This is a genomic window from Microbacterium sp. Bi98 (assembly GCF_918698045.1).
Lineage (GTDB): Bacteria > Actinomycetota > Actinomycetes > Actinomycetales > Microbacteriaceae > Microbacterium.
This window is the reverse complement of the sequence record NZ_CAKKLK010000006.1, coordinates 192,717-212,282: the sequence shown is the minus strand read 5'-3', so window position 1 is coordinate 212,282 and position 19,566 is coordinate 192,717. Positions and strand designations below refer to the sequence as shown.

Annotated in this window: 20 protein-coding genes; 11 read left to right on the top strand and 9 right to left on the bottom strand. The window is 69.2% G+C overall.

Annotation, left to right across the window (positions count from 1 at the left end; all coding sequences use genetic code 11):
- Nucleotides 1-99: 99 nt before the first annotated feature.
- Genes LQZ85_RS11640 through LQZ85_RS11630 form a run of 3 tightly spaced genes read left to right on the top strand, consistent with a single transcriptional unit; the run spans nt 100 to nt 1,093 of the window.
- Complete coding sequence (locus LQZ85_RS11640) at nt 100-381, top strand: type II toxin-antitoxin system prevent-host-death family antitoxin (RefSeq protein WP_053099257.1); 282 nt, start codon at nt 100-102, stop codon at nt 379-381.
- On the top strand, nt 378-791 hold the full coding sequence (locus LQZ85_RS11635; RefSeq protein ID WP_056279143.1) for a type II toxin-antitoxin system VapC family toxin: 414 nt from the start codon (nt 378-380) through the stop codon (nt 789-791). Before LQZ85_RS11640 ends, LQZ85_RS11635 begins: the two co-directional genes overlap by 4 nt.
- Nucleotides 792-820: 29 nt before the next feature.
- Complete coding sequence (locus LQZ85_RS11630) at nt 821-1,093, top strand: metal-sensitive transcriptional regulator (protein WP_053097810.1); 273 nt, start codon at nt 821-823, stop codon at nt 1,091-1,093.
- Between the two features lie 22 nt (nt 1,094-1,115).
- Here LQZ85_RS11630 and LQZ85_RS11625 read toward each other — a convergent pair whose 3' ends face one another.
- On the bottom strand, nt 1,116-2,663 hold the full coding sequence (locus LQZ85_RS11625; protein WP_053097808.1) for an amino acid permease: 1,548 nt from the start codon (nt 2,661-2,663) through the stop codon (nt 1,116-1,118).
- A 156-nt stretch (nt 2,664-2,819) separates the two neighbouring features.
- On the opposite strand from LQZ85_RS11625, the gene LQZ85_RS11620 reads away from it, so the two are divergent.
- Genes LQZ85_RS11620 through LQZ85_RS11600 form a run of 5 tightly spaced genes read left to right on the top strand, consistent with a single transcriptional unit; the run spans nt 2,820 to nt 7,855 of the window.
- The gene (locus LQZ85_RS11620) at nt 2,820-4,175 is read left to right on the top strand and encodes a glutamine synthetase family protein (RefSeq protein WP_056279145.1); all 1,356 of its coding nucleotides are present in this window, start codon (nt 2,820-2,822) and stop codon (nt 4,173-4,175) included.
- Nucleotides 4,156-4,908, top strand: a complete 753-nt coding sequence (locus LQZ85_RS11615; RefSeq protein WP_056279147.1) for a gamma-glutamyl-gamma-aminobutyrate hydrolase family protein — start codon at nt 4,156-4,158, stop codon at nt 4,906-4,908. The genes LQZ85_RS11620 and LQZ85_RS11615 overlap by 20 nt, the downstream gene beginning before the upstream one ends.
- Entirely contained in the window at nt 4,905-6,266 is a 1,362-nt protein-coding gene (locus LQZ85_RS11610) for an aldehyde dehydrogenase family protein (protein WP_056279149.1), read from the top strand. The genes LQZ85_RS11615 and LQZ85_RS11610 overlap by 4 nt, the downstream gene beginning before the upstream one ends.
- 47 nt (nt 6,267-6,313) lie before the next feature.
- Nucleotides 6,314-7,093: a 3-oxoacyl-ACP reductase gene (locus LQZ85_RS11605; protein ID WP_053097800.1), complete on the top strand. Its 780-nt coding sequence runs from the start codon at nt 6,314-6,316 to the stop codon at nt 7,091-7,093.
- 33 nt (nt 7,094-7,126) lie between these two features.
- Nucleotides 7,127-7,855 carry a GntR family transcriptional regulator gene (locus LQZ85_RS11600; protein WP_053097799.1) on the top strand — a complete coding sequence of 243 codons (729 nt, stop codon included), beginning with the start codon at nt 7,127-7,129 and terminating at the stop codon, nt 7,853-7,855.
- A 34-nt stretch (nt 7,856-7,889) separates the two neighbouring features.
- On the opposite strand, the gene LQZ85_RS11595 is transcribed toward LQZ85_RS11600, so the two are convergent.
- Complete coding sequence (locus LQZ85_RS11595) at nt 7,890-9,278, bottom strand: aspartate aminotransferase family protein (RefSeq protein ID WP_056279151.1); 1,389 nt, start codon at nt 9,276-9,278, stop codon at nt 7,890-7,892.
- A 36-nt stretch (nt 9,279-9,314) separates the two neighbouring features.
- Entirely contained in the window at nt 9,315-10,799 is a 1,485-nt protein-coding gene (locus tag LQZ85_RS11590) for a CoA-acylating methylmalonate-semialdehyde dehydrogenase (RefSeq protein WP_230100902.1), read from the bottom strand.
- A gap of 174 nt (nt 10,800-10,973) precedes the next feature.
- On the opposite strand from LQZ85_RS11590, the gene LQZ85_RS11585 reads away from it, so the two are divergent.
- Nucleotides 10,974-12,437: a PucR family transcriptional regulator ligand-binding domain-containing protein gene (locus LQZ85_RS11585; RefSeq protein ID WP_230100901.1), complete on the top strand. Its 1,464-nt coding sequence runs from the start codon at nt 10,974-10,976 to the stop codon at nt 12,435-12,437.
- A 1-nt stretch (nt 12,438) separates the two neighbouring features.
- Here the strand turns inward: LQZ85_RS11585 and LQZ85_RS11580 are convergent, their stop codons facing one another.
- The 6 genes from LQZ85_RS11580 to LQZ85_RS11555 form a co-directional block, all read right to left on the bottom strand.
- The gene (locus LQZ85_RS11580) at nt 12,439-13,833 is read right to left on the bottom strand and encodes an aspartate aminotransferase family protein (RefSeq protein WP_056279156.1); all 1,395 of its coding nucleotides are present in this window, start codon (nt 13,831-13,833) and stop codon (nt 12,439-12,441) included.
- A complete protein-coding gene (locus LQZ85_RS11575; protein ID WP_053097793.1) occupies nt 13,830-14,297 on the bottom strand; it encodes an Lrp/AsnC family transcriptional regulator in 468 nt (155 codons plus the stop codon). The genes LQZ85_RS11580 and LQZ85_RS11575 overlap by 4 nt, the downstream gene beginning before the upstream one ends.
- 88 nt (nt 14,298-14,385) lie before the next feature.
- The gene (locus LQZ85_RS11570; RefSeq protein ID WP_053097792.1) at nt 14,386-15,546 is read right to left on the bottom strand and encodes an acyl-CoA dehydrogenase family protein; all 1,161 of its coding nucleotides are present in this window, start codon (nt 15,544-15,546) and stop codon (nt 14,386-14,388) included.
- Nucleotides 15,543-16,301, bottom strand: a complete 759-nt coding sequence (locus LQZ85_RS11565) for an alpha/beta hydrolase (protein ID WP_056279158.1) — start codon at nt 16,299-16,301, stop codon at nt 15,543-15,545. The genes LQZ85_RS11570 and LQZ85_RS11565 overlap by 4 nt, the downstream gene beginning before the upstream one ends.
- A 44-nt stretch (nt 16,302-16,345) precedes the next feature.
- Nucleotides 16,346-17,260 (bottom strand): sugar kinase, encoded by a 915-nt coding sequence (locus LQZ85_RS11560; RefSeq protein WP_056279160.1) that lies wholly within the window; start codon nt 17,258-17,260, stop codon nt 16,346-16,348.
- A complete protein-coding gene (locus LQZ85_RS11555; RefSeq protein ID WP_187250725.1) occupies nt 17,257-18,465 on the bottom strand; it encodes an MFS transporter in 1,209 nt (402 codons plus the stop codon). Before LQZ85_RS11555 ends, LQZ85_RS11560 begins: the two co-directional genes overlap by 4 nt.
- A gap of 389 nt (nt 18,466-18,854) precedes the next feature.
- Between LQZ85_RS11555 and nrdH the strand changes: the two genes are divergently transcribed.
- Nucleotides 18,855-19,088 carry a glutaredoxin-like protein NrdH gene (nrdH, locus tag LQZ85_RS11550; RefSeq protein WP_042537838.1) on the top strand — a complete coding sequence of 78 codons (234 nt, stop codon included), beginning with the start codon at nt 18,855-18,857 and terminating at the stop codon, nt 19,086-19,088.
- Between the two features lie 6 nt (nt 19,089-19,094).
- Entirely contained in the window at nt 19,095-19,556 is a 462-nt protein-coding gene (nrdI, locus tag LQZ85_RS11545; protein ID WP_053097788.1) for a class Ib ribonucleoside-diphosphate reductase assembly flavoprotein NrdI, read from the top strand.
- Nucleotides 19,557-19,566: the final 10 nt, after the last annotated feature.

Genomic DNA, 19,566 nt, shown 5'->3' with positions numbered 1-19,566 from the left:
CTGAGGTCGGCTTGCAGCGTCCGGTCCGTTCGCCCTTCACCGAGTCCACGCTGTGTAGTACTCTCACTACAGTTCGAAACGGGGTCCATCGTGTTCACCATGACCGCTCGAGAGTTCAACCAGTCCGTCGCGCGCGCTCAGCGCGTCGCCGACGGGCAGCCCGTGATGATCACGAGACGTGGCGAGCCCGCCTACGTACTGCTGAGCATCGGAGAGTACGAACGCCTCCGGCCCGCCGCTCTGACGGAGGACACGCGATCCTTCCTGGACGTCGTCCGGCCCCTCCCTGAGGGGGCGGATCCCGATGACGTCTTCGGTCAGATCATGGACGAGATCGCCGCCGACAGATCGCGTGACTTCGGACGAGAGATCGACCTGTGACACCGTTCCTGGTCGACACGAACGTGATCTCGGAGATCCGTCGGCCCAGGCCCGACCTCGGCGTGGCGCGGTGGTTCGGCGCGACGGCTCGGGAGTCCATTCACATCAGCGTGATCACCGGGCTCGAACTCGAGCGCGGCGTCCTCCTGGCGCGGCGACGGGATGCCGTCGCCGCCGCGTCTCTGGAACGGTGGCTGGATTCGGTCAGAAGCGGACTGGTGCACCCCGCTCTCGAGGTGACGCAGGCGATCGCTCAGATCACCGCAGCCATCCAAGTGCCGAACCGGCGTCCGCTCGGCGACTCGCTCATCGCGGCCACCGCGCTGCACCACGGACTGACGCTGGTCACCCGCAACGAGAGAGACTTCGACATCCCGGGACTCGCTGTCCTCAACCCGTTCTCGGGCTGACCGAGGCAGGATCCGAGTACCCTCGAATCGTGATCGAAGACATCAAGAAGCGTGCGCTGCACCGCACCAGCATCCTCGAGGGTCAGATGCGCGGAGTCGCGCGGATGATCGAGAGCGAGGAGTACTGCATGGACATCATCACGCAGTCCCGCGCGATCCAGCGCTCGCTCGAGTCCCTCAACCGCCTGCTGCTCGAGAACCATCTGCGCACGCACGTGACGCACATGTTCGACGAGGGCGGGGAGGAGCGCGACAAGGCCGTCGACGAGCTGCTCAAGGCGTTCGACTTCGACCGCAAGTAGCGCCGCGCTCCTCCGCTCCGCGTCAGCGTCCGCCGCCGAACACCTCGCCCTCCATGGCGTCGTAGCCCTCGGCCTGCGGGTCGCCGTGCGAACCGCCTGACAGCGCGTACTCCTCTTCGGGCGAGAGCACGAGGCGGTGTCGGAAGAACAGGCCGAATCCGAGCAGGATGATCGCGTAGACGATCGCGATCGCGATGATCGCCGGGCCGAACGTCGGGTTGAGCAGGAAGCCCACGAAGATCAGTGCCGCGATCACCAGGGCGATCACCGCGCCGGGGATGCCCCACGGGCTGACGTACGGACGGTCGACGTTCGGGAACTTCTTGCGCAGGATGATGAACGACACGAGCTGCAGCCCATAGGCGACGACGGCTCCCCAGACGGCGATGTTCAGCACGATCGCGCCGGCGACCGTTCCGGCACCCTCCGAGTCGACGGCCGTGAGCACGTCGAGCACGATCAGCGCGACGAAGCCGACCGCCGCGCCGACAGTGAGCGCGACCCACGGGGTCTGCCGCTTTCCGGTGAGCGAGAGGAAGCGGGGGTAGTAGCCGGCGCGGGACAGTGAGTACATGTTGCGTCCGTAGGCGAACATGATTCCCTGCAGCGACGCGAGCAGGCCGATGAGGGCGAACAGCGCGAGCACGGCGGCGAGCTGGTCGCCGACGATCGCGCGGAAGCCGTCGAGCAGCGGCTCACCGGCGGTGCCGGTGGCCTCGGCGCCGATCACGCCGGTGTTCAGGAACAGCACCAGGAGTCCGGTGACGATCAGGGTGCCGCGGGCCCAGAATCCTGCCTTCGGGATGTCGCGGGTCGGGTTGTGCGACTCCTCGGCCGCGAGCGGGAGCTCCTCGATGCCGAGGAAGAACCACATCGCGAACGGCAGCGCGAACAGGATCGGCAGGACGCCGTGCGGAAGGAACGCGGTCTGGCCCTCGTCGGGGACGATGTCCCACAGGGCATCCCACGAGAACGCGCCGGAGAAGATCGCCATGGCGGAGAACACCAGGATGATGCCGATGGAGATCACGGAGACGACGATCGCGAAGCGGAACGAGATGGCGGCGCCCGCGGAGTTCAGGGCGATGAAGACGACGTAGAGGATGAGGTACCAGACCCAGCCCGGCAGTTCGAGGCCGAGCAGCTCGCTCGTGATGCCGTTGGCATACGACGCCGAGAAGTAGACGATCACCGCCGTGGTCGCGACGTACTCGATGGTCTCGGCGGCTCCGGTGACGAGACCGCCCCACGGACCCATGGCCGAGCGGGCGAAGGAGTACGCGCCGCCGGTATGCGGCATCGCGGCCGCCATCTCGCCGATCGCGAAGATCATGCCGTAGTACATCGCCACGAGGATGGCGAACGCGATCAGCATCCCGCCGAAACCCGCGAAGTCGATGCCGAAGTTCCAGCCGGAGAAGTCGCCCGAGATCACCGCGGCGACCGCCAGACCCCACAGGCCCCAGACGCCGGCCGACCTCTTCAGCGTCCGTTTCTCGAAGTAGTCACTCCCGGCACGTGTATAGGTCGCTCCGGCGACCTTGCGGGATTCATTGCTCTGCTGGGACATCCGCTCTCCGTTCGCATGCGTGCAGGCGCCGGGTGCACCTTGCGGATGATTGTGACAGTCAATGGTGGTTTCGTCTACCTTTAGACGACGAGTTGATCTACTCTGAGGGCGAAGCCGGTCGGCCGATCGCTTCACCGCACGAGAACGGAGCGTCAGATGTCGGGCAACCTGAGCATCGAACAGCTGGATGCCGGCATCGCCGCCGGTGAGATCGACACGGTGATCGTGGCCTTCGCGGATGCGCAGGGGCGACTGGTCGGCAAACGCGTGTCGGCGCGGCTGTTCCAGGAGGACATCCTGGCTCACGGGGCCGAGGCCTGCGACTACCTGCTGTCGGTCGACGTCGACATGAACACCGTCGACGGCTATGCGATGTCGGGGTGGGACCGCGGCTACGGAGACATGGTGCTGAAGCCCGACGTCGAGACCCTGCGCAACATCCCGTGGCTCGAGGGCACCGCGCTGGTCATGTCCGATCTCGTGTGGCAGAACGGCGAACCCGTCGGGCCCTCGCCCCGGGCGATCCTCGATCGCCAGCGCGACCGCCTCGCCGAGCGGGGCTGGACCGCGTACTCGGGCACCGAGCTCGAGTTCATCGTCTTCGACAACACCTACCGCGACGCCTGGGCGCGCAAGTACGACGGGCTGACACCCGCGACCGACTACAACGTCGACTACAACCTGCTCGCCTCGACCCGCATGGAGCCGCTGCTGCGTGACATCCGCAACAGCATGGACGGCGCGGGCCTGTACTGCGAGGGCGTGAAGGGCGAGTGCAACTTCGGTCAGCAGGAGATCGCGTTCCGCTATGCGGAGGTGCGGGAGACCGCCGACCAGCACGCGATCTACAAGAACGGCGCGAAGGAGATCGCCGAGCAGCACGGCAAGGCGCTCACGTTCATGGCCAAGTTCAACGAGCGGGAGGGCAACAGCTGCCACATCCACCTGTCGCTGCGCGACGAGTCGGGTGCCCCGGTGATGGCAGGCGACGGCGAGCACGGCTTCAGTCCCGTGATGGAGCACTGGATCGCCGGCATCCTCGCCACTCTGCGCGAATTCACCCTGCTGCTCGCGCCCAACATCAACTCGTACAAGCGTTTCGCGAAGGGCAGCTTCGCGCCGACCGGTGTGGCATGGGGCATCGACAACCGCACCTGCGCTCTGCGGATAGTCGGCCATGGATCGGGGCTGCGGGTCGAGAACCGGGTGCCGGGCGGAGATGTGAACCCGTACCTCGCGATCTCGGCGATCATCGCGGGCGGTCTGCACGGCATCGAGAACGAACTGCCGCTGCCCGAGCGCTTCACCGGCAACGCCTACGAGGATGCGGTCGACCACCTGCCGACCACCCTGCGCGAGGCGGCGAAGCTGTTCAGCGAATCGACCATCGCGCGGGCGGCGTTCGGCGACGACGTGGTCGAGCACTATCTGAACCAGGCCCGCATCGAGGTGGAAGCCTACGACGCGGCCGTCACCGACTGGGAGCGCATCCGTGGCTTCGAGCGCCTCTGACCCCGCGCCGCTGATCGGCGTCACGACCTATCTCGAGCGCGCGCAGCAGGGGGTGTGGGATGTCAGGGCCGCGTTCCTGCCGGAGCAGTACCTCACAAGCGTGACCTCCTCCGGCGGCATCGCCCTTCTTCTCCCGCCCCAGGATCCGGATGCTGCAGATGCGGCGATCTCGGGCATGCACGGCCTCGTGCTCTCCGGCGGGGCGGATGTCGCGCCCGAGCTGTACGGCGAGGACCGGCATCCGCTCACCGACCCCGCGAGGGTCGACCGCGACGCGTGGGAGCTCGCGCTCTTCCAGGCGGCCGAGCGTCGTGGCATCCCGGTGCTCGCCATCTGCCGCGGTCTGCAGCTCGTCAACGTCGCCCGCGGCGGAACCCTGCAGCAGCACCTGCCCGAGTCGCTCGGCACCGAGAAGTACCGCATCGGCGGCGGTGTCTTCGCCGAGAACGACGTCGCGGTGTCGACCGACACACCCCTCGCCGACATCATCGGCGAGACCGAGATGCGGGTGCACAGCTACCACCACCAGGGGGTCGACCGTCTCGGCGAGGGGCTCGTCGCCGCCGCGCATTCGGACGACGGCCTCGTGCAGGCCTTCGTCGACACGTCAGCCGGCCACATCGTCGGCGTCCAATGGCACCCCGAGGAGAACGCCGAGGATCGGCGGCTCTTCACCGATCTCGTCTCACAGGCCCGTGCGTTCGCCGCAGGGCGGAAGGAGGACGCCCGATGAGCGCGTTCACAGTCATCAACCCGTCGACCGGTGCCGCGATCCGCGAGGTCGCGCGCGCCGACATCGCAGAGACGGATGCCGCGATCGCCCGCGCGGTCGCAGCGCAGCGCCGATGGGCCGCGCTCGCCCCGGTCGCGCGGGCTGACGCGCTGCGGTCCTTCGCTCGTGCGGTCGAGGCGGCCACGGAGGAGCTCGCACAGCTCGAGGTGCGGAACTCCGGGCATCCGATCGGCTCGGCCCGCTGGGAGGCGGGCCATGTCGCTCAGGTGCTCAACTACTACTCGGCCGACCCCGAGCGGCTGTCGGGCCGTCAGATCCCGGTGGCGGGCGGGCTCGATGTCACCTTCCACGACCCGTACGGAGTCGTCGGGGTGATCGTGCCGTGGAACTTCCCGATGACGATCGCCGCGTGGGCGTTCGCGCCGGCGCTCGCCGCAGGCAACGCCGTCGTCCTGAAGCCCGCCGAACTCACGCCGTTGACAGCCATCCGACTCGGCGAGCTCGCCCTCGAGGCGGGCCTTCCCGAAGGGCTGTTCGAGGTGGTCACCGGGTCGGGATCCGTGGTGGGGCAGCGTCTCGTCGAGCACCCCGACGTCCGCAAGGTCGTGTTCACCGGGTCGACCGAGGTCGGCATCGAGGTCGCCGCCGGATGCGCACGCGCGCTCAAGCCCGTGACGCTCGAGCTCGGCGGCAAGAGCGCCAACATCGTCTTCGCCGACGCCGACCTCGAGAAGGCCGTCGCCGCGGTGCCCGGCTCGGTGTTCGACAACGCGGGCCAGGACTGCTGCGCCCGCAGCCGGCTGCTCGTGCAGCGATCGGTGTACGACCGGTTCCTCGAGATGCTCGAACCCGCGGTCAGGGCGTGGCGTGTGGGCGACCCGTCGAGTGCCGACACCGACATGGGGCCGCTCATCTCGGCCGCGCATCGCGACACCGTGTCGGGGTTCCTCGACGACGCGAACATCGCGTTCCGCGGCAGCGCTCCGAGCGGCGACGGATTCTGGTTCGCGCCCGCCGTGGTGCTCGCCGACCCGTCCGACCGGATCGCCCAGCAGGAGGTGTTCGGCCCGGTCGTCGCGGTGATGCCGTTCGAGGACGAGGCCGATGCGATCCGCCTGGCGAACGACACCGCCTACGGTCTCGCCGGGTCGATCTGGACCGAGAGCCTCGGACGGGCCGTGCGCGTCTCGCGCGGCGTGCAGAGCGGCGTGCTCTCGGTGAACTCGCACTCGTCGGTGCGCTACGCGACGCCGTTCGGCGGCATGAAGGCATCCGGACTCGGGCGCGAGCTCGGTCCCGACGCCGCAGAGCACTTCACCGAGACCAAGAACGTCTTCTTCGCGACAGACGAATCCTGACCAGCGACACCCGGCCCGACCATCCCCACCTGCAACGGAGAGCACACATGACCATCGATCTGACCCAGCGCCTCAAGGACCGCGTCGCGATCATCACCGGAGGGGCGAGCGGGATCGGCTTCGCCACCGCTCAGCGCTTCGCGGCCGAAGGCGCGTTCGTCGTCATCGCCGACGTCGACCCCGCCACGGGCGAGAAGGCGGCGGCCGAGGTGGGCGGTGCGTTCCGTCCCGTCGACGTGGCCGACGAGACCATGGTGAACACGCTCTTCGACGGCGTCGCCGCGGAGTTCGGCCGTATCGACATCGCCTTCAACAACGCCGGCATCTCGCCCGCCGACGACGACTCGATCGAGACGACCGAGCTGCCGGCCTGGGATCGCGTGCAGGACGTGAACCTGAAGAGCGTGTACCTGTGCAGCCGTGCGGCACTGCGCCACATGGTGCCGGCGGGTCGCGGATCGATCATCAACACCGCGTCGTTCGTCGCCCTGCTGGGGTCGGCGACCTCGCAGATCAGCTACACCGCGTCGAAGGGCGGCGTGCTGGCGATGTCGCGCGAGCTCGGCGTGCAGTTCGCGCGACAGGGCGTGCGGGTGAACGCGCTGTGCCCCGGGCCGGTGAACACGCCGCTGCTGCAGGAGCTGTTCGCCAAGGATCCCGAGCGCGCGCAGCGACGACTCGTGCACGTGCCGATGGGGCGCTTCGCCGAGCCGTCCGAGCTGGCCGCCGCTGTGGCCTTCCTCGCCTCGGACGACTCATCGTTCATCACCGCCAGCGCCTTCGTGGTCGACGGCGGCATCACGAACGCCTACGTCACCCCGCTGTGAAGCGGGACCATGTCACTGTGACAAGGTGAAAGCATGAGCGAGCACCCTTCCGACGGCGATCTCGTCGAGGTGCGCCGGGCGGTCTACCGGCCGCTTCGCCGAGGCAACGCCCTCGAGGATGCGGTGGCTCGCCTCGTGCAGACCATCCGCCTCGGCGTCGTCGCCCCGGGGGAGTCGCTGCCGCCGGAACGAGAGCTCGCCGCCTCGTTCGGCGTCAGTCGCGACACCGTGCGCGAGGCGATCCGCGAACTCGCCGACACCGGATACCTGGTGCCCAAGCGGGGGCGGTACGGCGGCACGTTCATCGCCGATCCGCTGCCCCAGCCCTCGGACGCCGGGGAGGTCACGGCGGACGAGATCGACGATGTGCTGGGGCTGCGGCGGGTGCTCGAGACGGGAGCGGTGCGGGCTGCGGCGAGCCGGGCGCTGGATGCCGCGACCCGCGCCGACCTGTGGGCGCGACATGAGGCCGCGCTGCCCGCCGGGCCCGAGGAGTATCGGCGTCTCGACACGCTGCTGCACCTCGCGATCGCGGAGGCGGCCGGCATCCCCTCGCTCGTCGCGCTGGTCGCCGAGAACCGGGCCGACGTCAATGCGTGGCTCGACACGTTCCCGCTGATGCCGCGCAACATCCAGCACTCGGGTGAGCAGCATGAGCAGATCGTGACGGCGATCCTCGCCGGGCGGCCCGACGTCGCCGAGGCGGCGATGCGCGATCACCTCGCCGGTTCCGAAGCGCTGCTGCGCGGATTCCTGATCTGAACCCGCGCAGCAGCGGCTGCGCCTCACGGCACTGTCAGCTCGTGGCTGCCTCGTCGGCCACGGCGAGAGCCTCGTCGAGCACGGCCAGACCGCGCACGAGATCGTCCTCGCCGATCACGAGCGGCGGTGCCACGTGCATGCGGTTGAAGTGCGTGAACGGCCAGACACCCGCCTTCTTGGCGGCGGCGGCGAAGGCGGCGACGGGCGCGGCATCCACTCCGCTCGCGTTGAACGGCACGAGCGGCTCGCGCGTCTCCTTGTCGCGCACCAGCTCGACGGCCCAGAAGAGCCCGCGGCCGCGTACCTCTCCGACGCTCGGGTGGGTGTCGACCCAGCGGCGCAGGGTCGGCTCGACGATGCGCTCGCCGAGGTCGCGCACCCGCTCGAGGATGCCGTCGCGGCGGAACACCTCGAAGGTCGCGACGCCCGCGGCGCACGCGAGCGGATGCCCGGAGTACGTGAGCCCTCCGGCGAACGGCGTGGTGTCGAAGGCCTTCGCGATGCGCGCGGAGATGACGACGCCGCCGAGCGGCACGTACCCGGAGTTCACGCCTTTCGCGAAGGTGATCAGGTCGGGACGCCCGTCGTACGCGTCGATGCCGAACCACTCGCCGAGGCGGCCGAAGCCGACCATGACCTCGTCCGCGATGTAGACGATGCCGTAGCGGTCGCACAGCTCGCGCACGCCCTGCAGGTAGCTGGGCGGCGGCACGAGCACGCCGTTCGTGCCGACGACGGTCTCGATGATGATCGCCGCGATCGTCGAGGGTCCTTCGAGCTGGATGGTCTGCTCGAGGTGGGCGAGGGCGCGCTCCGACTCCTGCTCCGGCGTCTCGGCGTGGAACGGCGAGCGGTAGAGGTAGGGCCCGAAGAAGCGCACGGCTCCGGAATCCGGTGTGCCGTTCGCCCACCGGCGAGGGTCACCCGTCAGCGAGATCGCCGTGGAGGTCGACCCGTGATAGCTGCGGTACATCGACAGCACCTTGTGGCGGCCCGTCGACTGGCGCGCCATGCGCACGGCGTACTCGTTGGCCTCGGCGCCGCCGTTGGTGAAGAAGACCTTCTCGAAGCCCTCGGGCGCGACCTCGACGATGAGTCGGGCGAGCTCGCCCCGCACGTCGTTGGCCATCGCCGGCTGGATGGTCGAGAGGCGACCCGCCTGCTGCTGGATCGCGGCCACGAGGTCGGGATGCTGGTGCCCCAGGTTGAGGTTCACCAGCTGGCTCGAGAAGTCGAGGTAGGCGTTGCCGGCGTAGTCCCAGAACGTCGAGCCCTCACCCGCGGCGACGGGCAGCGGATCGATGAGTCCCTGGGCGCTCCAGGAGTGGAAGACGTGGCCGCGGTCGTCCGCCCGCACCTGCGCCTCGGCCTCGGGGGCGGGGAGCGGATGCGATGCGCCGTGGCGATCGATGAAGTTCGTCATGTCTCGTGTCTCGGTTCTCAGTGTCTGCTCGGGGGCTCAGTGGTTGCTCGGGAAGCCCAGGTCGATCTGCGAGGGAGTGTGGTCGGGCCAGCGCGTCGTGACCACCTTCGACCGAGTGTAGAAGTGCACCGACTCGGGTCCGTAGATGTGCGAGTCGCCGAAGAGCGAGTCCTTCCAGCCGCCGAACGAGTAGGCGCCGATCGGCACGGGGATCGGCACGTTGACGCCGACCATGCCGACCTCGATGTCGAACTCGTACTGACGGGCGGTGCCGCCGTCGCGGGTGAAGATCGCGGTGCCGTTGCCGTACGCGTTCGCGTTGACGAGCTCGACGGCCTCGGCATAGGTCTCGACGCGCACGACCGAGAGCACCGGGCCGAAGATCTCGTCGTCGTACACGTTCATGCCGGGAGCGACCCGATCGATGAGGCTGACCCCGATGAAGAAGCCGTCGGAGTCGAACTCCTTCGTCGTGCCGTCGACCACGACGGTCGCACCCTCCGCGGTGGCGCCGGTCACGTAGGAGGCGACGCGGTCGCGGTGCTCGCGGGTGATGAGCGGGCCCATCTCGCTCGCGGCGTCCGTGCCCGCGCCGATCGTGAGTCCGTCGATGCGCGAGGCGATCGCTGCGACGAGGTCGTCGGCGATGTCTCCCACCGCGACCAGCACCGAGACGGCCATGCAGCGCTCGCCGGCCGAGCCGTATGCGGCCGAGACCGCGGCGTCGGCCGCGGCGTCGATGTCGGCATCCGGCATCACGACCATGTGGTTCTTCGCGCCGCCCAGAGCCTGCACGCGCTTGCCCGCGTTCGCCGCCCGCTGGTAGATGGACCGGGCGATCGGGGTCGATCCGACGAAGCTGATCGCGTTCACCCGCGGCGACTCGAGCAGCGCGTCGACGGCCTCCTTGTCGCCGTTCACGACATTGAGCACGCCGTCGGGCAGTCCTGCCTCCTGGAAGAGCTTCGCGATCCAGATGGCCGCCGACGGGTCCTTCTCGCTCGGCTTGAGCACGACCGTGTTGCCGCAGGCGATCGCCGAAGCGACCATCCACAGCGGCACCATGACGGGGAAGTTGAACGGCGTGATCGCCGCGACGACCCCGACGGGCTGCTTGACCGAGTGCACGTCGACGCCGCGCGAGACCTGCTCGCTGCGCTCTCCCTTGAGCAGGTGCACGAGGCCGGCGGCGAACTCGACGTTCTCGATGCCGCGCGAGACCTCGCCGGCGGCGTCCGAGAGCACCTTGCCGTGCTCCGAGGTGACGATCGCCGCGAGCTCGGGCGTGCGCTCCTTGAGCAGCTGACGCAGGCGGAAGAAGACGTCGGCGCGCTTGATGAGGCTCGTCTCGCGCCAGGCGGGCAGAGCGGATGCCGCGGCGGCGATGGCCTGGTCGACCTCGGCGGTCGACGCGAAGGCGACCTGCTTCGACACCTGACCGGTGGCCGGGTCGAAGACCTGTCCCGTGCGCGCCGCGTCGGCGGTCTCTGCTCCATTGATGAGGTGACGGACGATGTCCACGGGGCTCCTTCGTGCTGCGTGATCGGTATCGAACACTCTGACCGAGCAGCGATACGCTGGGTTCTCTCCCATAATCACAGAGCACGAGAGGGCGAACAGGTGTCAGAACGTAGCGACTTCGAGCTGGGTCGGACAGAACGTCCGGACGGCAGTACGTTTCTCAGCGTCTCCGACGTGCTCTCCGAGCCCGCCGTGCAGCAGGGCGGCCCGTCGGTGCTCGTGGGCGGCGCCGCTCTCGATGTCGCCGTGCGGTGGGTGCATGTCTCCGACAGCCCGGACGTCGCGCGGCTTCTCGACGGCGGCGAACTGCTGCTGACCACGGGCGCCGGGTGGCCGAGCGACGTCGAGCAGCTGCGGGACTTCGCGACCAGCCTGCACCGCGCGGGCATCGCCGGCATCGTGCTCGAGCTCGGCACAGCCCGGGAGGCGGTTCCCCAGCCGCTGGTCGACCTGTGTGCGACGGCCGGACTGGCGCTCATCGCGTTGACCCGAGAGGTCAAGTTCGTCGCGGTGACCGAGGCGGTGCATCACGCACTCATCGCCGCGCAGACGCACGCGCTGCACGAGCGGCAGCACCTGCACGAGCTCTTCACCGCGCTGAGCCTGCAGGGCGCGCCGGCCGATGTCGTGGTGTCCGAGACCGCGCGGGCGCTGCGCGCACCGGTGATCCTGGAGAACCTCGCGGGTGAGGTGATCGCGGCCGAGGGGCTCGACTCTCCGATCGCCGACGTCCTGAGCTCGCGTGGCGACGCCGAGCGGGTGCCGGTGCAGGCGCGGGGAGTGCGCTGGGGCACGCTGCTCGCCCAGCCGGGACCGGCTCACCCCGCCGGGCGGGTCACGGTGCTCGAACAGGGGGCGACGGCCCTCGCGTTCGGCTGCATCGCCGACGGCGGCGACACCGAATGGTCGCTGCTCGCGCAGCGCACGGTGATCGATGACCTGCTGGGGGCGCGCTTCGCGAGGGCCGACGACATCGACGCGCGGCTGCGTGCCGGCGGTTTCGCCCTCGCCGACCGGCAGTGCCACGGGATCGTCGCCCGAGGGTCGGCGTCGATCAGCGAGCTCGCGTATCGCGCACGGCAGGCGGGGTTCGCCGTCATGGCGGCCAGGGTCGAGGGCGACGACGTCGCTCTGCTCTCGCTTCCGGCATCCGCAGTGCTGTCCGACGAGGTCGTGCTGCGCATCGCCGGTCCCGACCGCGCGGTGTTCGTCGGCCCGGTCGCCGATGACGTCGTCGGACTGCTCGGCTCGCTGCGCGCCGCGCGCGACCTCGCCGACAGCGACCGCGCCGAGGCGGGGGCCAGAGTGCGGCGGGTCGACGATCGCCCGCTCGAGAGGCTCGTCGCCACCCTGCGCGACGATCACCGGCTGCACGAGCACAGTGAGCGGATGCTGGCGCCGCTGATCCGTCACGACCGCGAGCGTCGCGGCGACCTGCTCGCAGTGCTCGCGGCTCTCGTCGCACACCCGGGCAACCGCTCGGCGGCGGCCGCCGCGAGTCACCTGTCGCGGTCGGTGTTCTATCAGCGCCTCACGCTGATCGGCGATCTGCTCGGTGCCGACCTCGACGACGGCGAGACGATCGCGGCGCTCCACCTCGCGCTCCTCGCGAGGCGGCGCACCGTGGTGACCGACTGAGTCAGAGCACCGACTGGGCGTCGGTGAGCACGCTCCGCAGGATCTGCTCGATCTGACGGAACTCCGCGGGGCCCACCGTCAGCGGCGGTGCGAGCTGGATCACGGGATCGCCGCGGTCGTCGGCACGGCAGTAGAGCCCGGCCTCGAACAGGGCGGGGGAGAGGAAGCCGCGCAGCAGCCGCTCGGACTCGTCGTCGTCGAAGGTCTCCCGCGTCGCCTTGTCCTTCACGAGCTCGATGCCGAAGAAGTAGCCGTCTCCGCGCACATCGCCCACGATCGGGATGTCGAGGAGCTTCTCGAGCTCGGCGCGGAACAGGGGCGAGTTCTCGCGCACGTGCTCGTTGAGCCCCTCCTCGTCGAAGATCGCGAGGTTCTCGAGGGCCACGGCCGCCGAGACCGGATGCCCGCCGAACGTGTAGCCGTGCGGGAACGACACGTCGCCCTTCGAGAACGGCTCGTAGATCCGGTCGCTGATGACGGTCGCGCCGATGGGCGAATAGCCGCTCGTCATGCCCTTGGCGCACGTGATCATGTCGGGCACGTAGCCGAGGCCCGTGCACGCGAAGGTGTGGCCCAGGCGACCGAACGCGCAGATGACCTCGTCCGACACGAGCAGCACGTCGTGGCGGTCGCAGATCTCGCGCACCCTGGCGAAGTATCCGGGAGGAGGCGGGAAGCATCCGCCCGAGTTCTGCACCGGCTCGAGGAAGACCGCGGCGACCGTGTCGGCGCCCTCGAACAGGATCATCTCCTCGATGCGGTCGGCGGCCCAGCGGCCGAAGGCCTCGAGGTCGTCGCTCGGGCCGCCCATCTCGGCCGCGCGGTAGAAGTTGGTGTTCGGCACGCGGAACCCACCCGGGGTGACGGGCTCGAACATGGACTTCATCGCCGGGATGCCGGTGATGGCCAGTGCGCCCTGAGGGGTGCCGTGATAGGCGACCGATCGCGAGATGACCTTGTGCTTGGTGGGCTTGCCCATCAGCTTCCAGTAGTGCTTCGCGAGCTTGAACGCGGTCTCGACCGCCTCGCCGCCGCCCGTCGAGAAGAACACGCGGTTCAGGTCGCCGGGCGCCTCGGCCGCGAGTCGATCGGCGAGCTCGATGGCCGCCGGGTGCGCATACGACCACAGCGGGAAGAACGACAGCTCGGAAGCCTGCTTCGCCGCGGCCTCGGCGAGCCGACGGCGGCCGTGGCCGGCGTTGACGACGAAGAGTCCGGCGAGGCCGTCGAAGTACTCCTTGCCCTTCGAGTCCCAGATGCGGTGACCGTCGCCCTTGACGATGATCGGGACGCCGCTCTTCTCCATCGTGGACTGCCGTGTGAAGTGCATCCACAGGTGGTCCTTGGCCATGGCCTGGAGTTCGGGCTCGGACGGTGTCGGGCGTTGCGTGCTCATCTGGTCCCCCAGTTGTAGAGCTGCTTCTGCAGCTTGGCGTAGATGAAGGTCTCGGTCGACAGGACCCCGTCGATCGGGCGGATGTGATCGTTGATGAGGGCGAGGAGGTCCTCGTCGTCCTCGCAGACGACCTCGGCGAGGATGTCGAACGAGCCCACGGTGATGACGACGTAGTCGATGGCGGCGATCTCGGCGATGGCCTCGGCCACGACCCTCGTGTCGCCCGAGACGCGGACGCCGATCATGGCCTGCCGGGGGAAGCCGAGCTGCATCGGATCGGTCACTGCGACGATCTGCATCACGCCGGACTCGGTGAGCCGCTGCACGCGCTGGCGGACGGCGGCTTCGCTGAGCCCCACCTCTCGCCCGATGTCGGAGTACGAGCGTCGCCCGTCCTCCTGCAGCAGTTCGATGATCGTCTTCGCGACATCGTCCAGTGGGGGGTGCTTCTTCGAGGACGCCATGATGCGATCCTCGCACCGCAGCGGCCGGTCTTCAACTGATTCCGCAGAATCGGCAGAGTCTCAGGGGTGAAACCGCAGAATATCGCGCTTATGCCTCGAGGGGTCCGAGCCAGGCGCTCGCCGCGGTGGAGTGCGCCGATTCGGGATCGGAGGGATGGAATGCGCCCGCGAGGACGTCCCGGTAGAGACGCGACAGCTCGTTCGACGAGAAGTACGAGCCGCCGCCGGCGACGAGCATCGCCTGATCGACGACGTGCTTCGACATCGTGATCGCCCGGTGCTTGACGCCCGACAGCAGCGTGAACCACCGAGCGCCGTTGTCGACCCTCTCATCGACATCGCGGGCGAGCACCGCGATCTGCGGCGGGAGCGCGTCGTACGCGAGGCCCATGTCGGCGATGCGCCAGCGGATGTCGGGATCCTGGCTGTACGTCGCACCCGTCTTCTTCGAACGGCGCATCTGCGCGGTGAGCACCGCCAGGTCGAGGGCACGGCGTGCGATGCCCGTGTAGACGGAGGCGAGCAGGATCTCGAAGACGGAGAAGATCCCGAAGACGATGGGGTCGGGGTTCGGGCCCGGATCGATGCGACGCACCACGTGCGCGGCATCCGCCACGGCTCCGTCGAGACGCGTCGTGCGGCTCTGGGTGCCCCGCATGCCGAGGGTGTCCCAGTCGTCGCCCGTGACGACCGCGTCGGTGCGGTCGACGAAGGCGAAGACCAGCTTCGGAGCGTCGGCGCTCGTCGTGTCGAGGCCGTGCAGCCCGAGCCTCGTCCATACGGGCGCGAGCGAGGTGAAGATCTTGGTGCCGGTGAACGCGTAGCCTCCGTCGGCGGTAGGCGCGGCCTCGGTGTCGCTGCCGAACAGCACCAGGTCGTTGCCGCCCTCGCTGATTCCGAAGGCGAAGACCTCGCCCGCGACCGCGCCGTCCTGCACGAACTCGAGACCCGGCACGCCGCGGTCGGAGAAGACCTTCGCGACGCCGGTCCACACCAGGTGCATGTTGATCGCGAGCGCCGTGGCGGGAGCGGCGGTCGCGAGACGCTGCTGCAGGATCGCCGCCTCGGCGAGGCCGAGCCCCGCGCCCCCGCGTTCGGCGGGCACGAGGATCGACAGATATCCCGCGTCGCGGAGCTCATCGAGGTCCTGCTCGGGGAACGTGTTCTCGCGGTCGTGGATCGGGGCCCGCTCGCGGATGCGCTCGAGAAGGTCGTCGGGAAGGTACGCGGTCGGATCGAAGGTGCTCACGCGAGTGCCTCTCTCAGCTGTCGGACGGTCTCTTCGGGCTTGTCGCGGTGCAGCGAGTGCCCGGCGCCCTCGACGACCGACATCGTGACGAGGGGGTTGGAGGCGAGGACGCCGGCCGCGACCTCGCCGGTGAAGATGCTGTAGACCGCGGGATCCGAGGCGATCACATGGGTGGGAACGGTCAGCCGGGCGGCATCCGCAGTGACGTCCCACGGAGTGTTCTGCGCACTCGTCTGCTCGACCGCCCAGGCGCTCGCGCGGTGCACCGCGTCGACCTTCAGCTCCCAGTCCTGCGGGTGCCAGTGCGGATGCTCCTGCCGCACCAGCTCCACCCTGTTGTCGGCGAAGGCGCGCTCCTGGCTCCTGCGGACGATCGCGGCATCCCGGCCGCCGACGAGGATCGCCGGATCGAGCAGCACGAGTCGGCGCGTCCACTCGGGAGCGGATGCCGCCGCCGCCGTGCTGGAGGCCCCGCCGAGCGAGTGGCCGACGACGGCATCCCAGGGTCCCCCTCCGTCGGGCGTCGTGGTGGCGAGGTCTGCCGCGTAGGCGGCGACCGAGTAGTCGAGGGCGCGCGGGGCGTCGCCGTGGCCACGCAGATCGACGGCGGTCGCATGCCATCCGGCGTCGGCGAGGTCGGAGCCGACGCGCCACATGAGAGCCGCGGACGAGCCGAGCCCGTGCACGAGGAGAACGCGACGATCGGATGCCGGGTCGCCCCAGGAGATGCGGGGCAGCGTGAGCGGTGCGAGCATGCAGCAAGCCTACGACCGGCTCGCGGCGGTGAGGCCTGCGGAGTTCAGTCGAGGGGCGGCAGGTCGCCGTGCGTCGTCAGCACGCGGGCCGCGGCGGTGTGGCCCGCGGACAGCCGTGCCGACAGATCTGCGCCGTCGAGGGACGCGGCGAGGAACCCGGCCGCGAACGCGTCTCCGGCGCCGACCGGCTCGACGACCTCGACACGGGGAGCGGGCACGAACACCGGCTCGTCGTCGCCGAGGAACGCGGTCGCCCCGACGTCGCCGTCCTTGACGATGAGCAGCCCGCAGTGCGGCAGACGGGTGCGGATCTCGGCGGCGGTCGCGGTGCCCCAGATGCGCTCGGCCTCGTCGCGTCCGACGAAGGCGATGTCGGCGCCGTCAGCGAGGCGGGCGAGGGTGTCGGCGGCATCCTGCATCGTCCACAGTGCGCGGCGATCATTGACGTCGAAGGACACGAGGGCGCCGACGGCGCGAGCGTCGACGAACAGCTGATCGACCATCGCGCGGCAGGACGGCGAGAGCGCCGGGGTGATGCCCGTGGTGTGCACGATGCGGACGCCGGCGAGCTGGGCGGCGTCGAGGAACCCCGGTGCCATCAGCGAGGCGGCCGAACCGCGCCGGTAGTAGTAGACCGACGACGACTCCACGCCGGGGTCCTTGAACATGACGCCGGTGGGAGCATCCGCATCCGTCGTCACCCAGAGGTCGACGCCGCGCCGCTCGAGCTCGGTCGAGATGCGCACGCCGATCGGGTCGTCACCGAGGCGTGAGGCCCACGCGGCGCGGTGCCCTGCCGACACGAGCCCGACCGCGACGTTTCCCTCGGCTCCCGCCAGACCGAGCGCAGCCGTCTCGGTCTCGGCGAGCGGGGCTCCGAGAGCGGTGACGAGTCCCATGGACTCGCCGATGCAGACGACCTCGGGGGCGGCGGATGCGGGGGAGGGGGCAGAGCTCATGAAGGGGTGACCGCCAGAGGTTCGGTGTCGGGGTGGGGACTCGCGTCGCGATGGCGCAGGTCGGGGAAGGAGCGGACGAAGACGATCGAGACGACGAGGCCGGCTGCGGCGAACAGCGTCGCGGCGAGGTAGGCGCCGCGCGGATCCGTCGCGTCGACCAGGAAGCCGGCGACCGCCGAGCCCGCCGCGGCACCGATGAGCTGTCCCGTGCCCGCCCAGCCGAACGCCTCGGCGGTCTCGCTGAACTTCACGCTCGCGGTCGTGATGGCGAACAGCACGGCGAGGGCCGGCGCGATGCCGATGCCGGCGAGGACCAGCGTGCCGCCGAGCCAGAACACGTTGAGGGAGAACATGGTGAGCGCCAGGCCGACGGTGACGATCGCGAGACGGCGGGCCATCGCCCAGGGGCCGATGGGGATGTGTCCGAACGCGAGTCCGCCGGCGAGGCTGCCGACCGAGAAGACGGCGAGCACGAGGCCGGCGGCGAGGCTGCCGTGCTCGAACGTGGCGACGACGCCGACCTCGACGGCGGAGCAGGCGCCGATGAGGAGGAACCCGATGACGGTGGCGAGCAGCACGGGCGGCTTGAGGACGACCTTGCCGAGGGCGTTGCGGCTGCGGGGGATGCGCACGCGACCGACCTCGGGCGAGAGGATGAACCACGCCCCGCCGCCCACCAGCACGACGGCGACGAGCAGGAGACCCTCGGCGGTGCCGACCTGGGTCGAGACGAGGGTGATCACGACGGGCGCGATGACCCAGATGATCTCCTGCAGCGAGGCATCGAGGGAGAACAGCGGAGTGAGCTGCTTCGAGTTCACGAGCTTCGGATAGATGGTGCGCACGGCGGCCTGCACCGGCGGGGTCGAGAGACCGGCGATCATGCCCAGGATCATGTAGCCGGGGATGCTGAGGGGGAGGAGCGCGAGCCCCAGCACGGCGACGACGCAGACGCTGAGCGTCAGGGTGAGCACGCGGCGCATGCCCCAGGCGCCCATCCACCGACTCGTGATCGGGCCGGCGACGGCCTGCCCGACGCTCGTCGCGGCGAGCACGAGGCCCGCCGAGCCGTATGACCCGGTCTGCTGCTCGACGTGCAGCAGGATCGCGAGCGAGGTCATCCCGTTGGGGAAGCGAGCGGTCAGCTGTGCAGCGATCATGCGCGCCACTCCGGGCGTGCGAAGAAGGTCCCGATATCCCGCCACGGGTCAACGCTACCGGGAGGCGCGGACGCGGGTCCAAGCGGCTCCTCCGCGACACGCCGCGACACGCCCAAACCGAGTTTCCACAGAAAATCCGATGTCCGAGGTCGGCCGTATCGTCCCCCCTGTGGATGGATCTCTCACAGGTCGTTCCCAGCCGCGATTTCTCGCGGTTCGGAGGCACTGTCAAGGGGGCTGTGCCTGTGGAAGAAACGGTGGAGAACCTGTGTTGTAACAGTGGAGAGCGGTGGAAAACTACACGTATGTAACTACTACCCCTAGTGGTCACCCTGAATGTCCGTACCTATATGTAGTATTGAGATCCCGGTGAGGGTCTACCGGAAAACAGCCTGATTCAGATGCAGGCCAGAGATGTGAGGGGAAGCGAAAAGATGTCGATCACGGTCTACACGAAGCCGTCCTGCGTTCAGTGCAACGCCACCTACCGCGCGCTCGACGCCAAGGGCATCGAGTACGAGATCCTCGACCTGTCGGAGGACGCCACGGCGCTCGAGCAGGTCAAGGCGCTCGGCTACATGCAGGCACCCGTCGTCGTCACCGACGAGGGTCATTGGTCGGGCTTCCGCCCCGACAAGATCGACGAGCTCGCCTCGCGTCTGGCGTGATCCGCCATGAGCGCCGTCGCGACCGCCGCGCCGCTCCTGGTCTACTTCTCGAGCGCCTCGGGTAACACCGCGCGCTTCGTCGAGAAGCTCGGGCTCCCGGCCCGACGCATTCCCCTTCTCCGACAGCAGGAAGAACTCGTCGTCGACGAGCCCTTCGTGCTGGTCACCCCCACCTATGGCGGGGGTGAGGGGCGCGGCGTCGAACGAGGCGCGGTGCCCAAGCAGGTCATCCGGTTCCTCAACGACGAGCGCAACCGGCGTCACATCCGCGGAGTCATCTCGGCGGGCAACACCAACTTCGGCGACTCGTTCTGTCTCGCCGGTGACATCATCAGCCGCAAGTGCAACGTGCCTCACTTGTATCGGCTCGAGATCTTCGGCACACAAGACGATGTAGATCGCGTGAGCGACGGATTGGAGCGACGGTGGGTACCGCAGTTGACGAGCAGGCAGGAGCCGACTCAGTGACGGATACGGT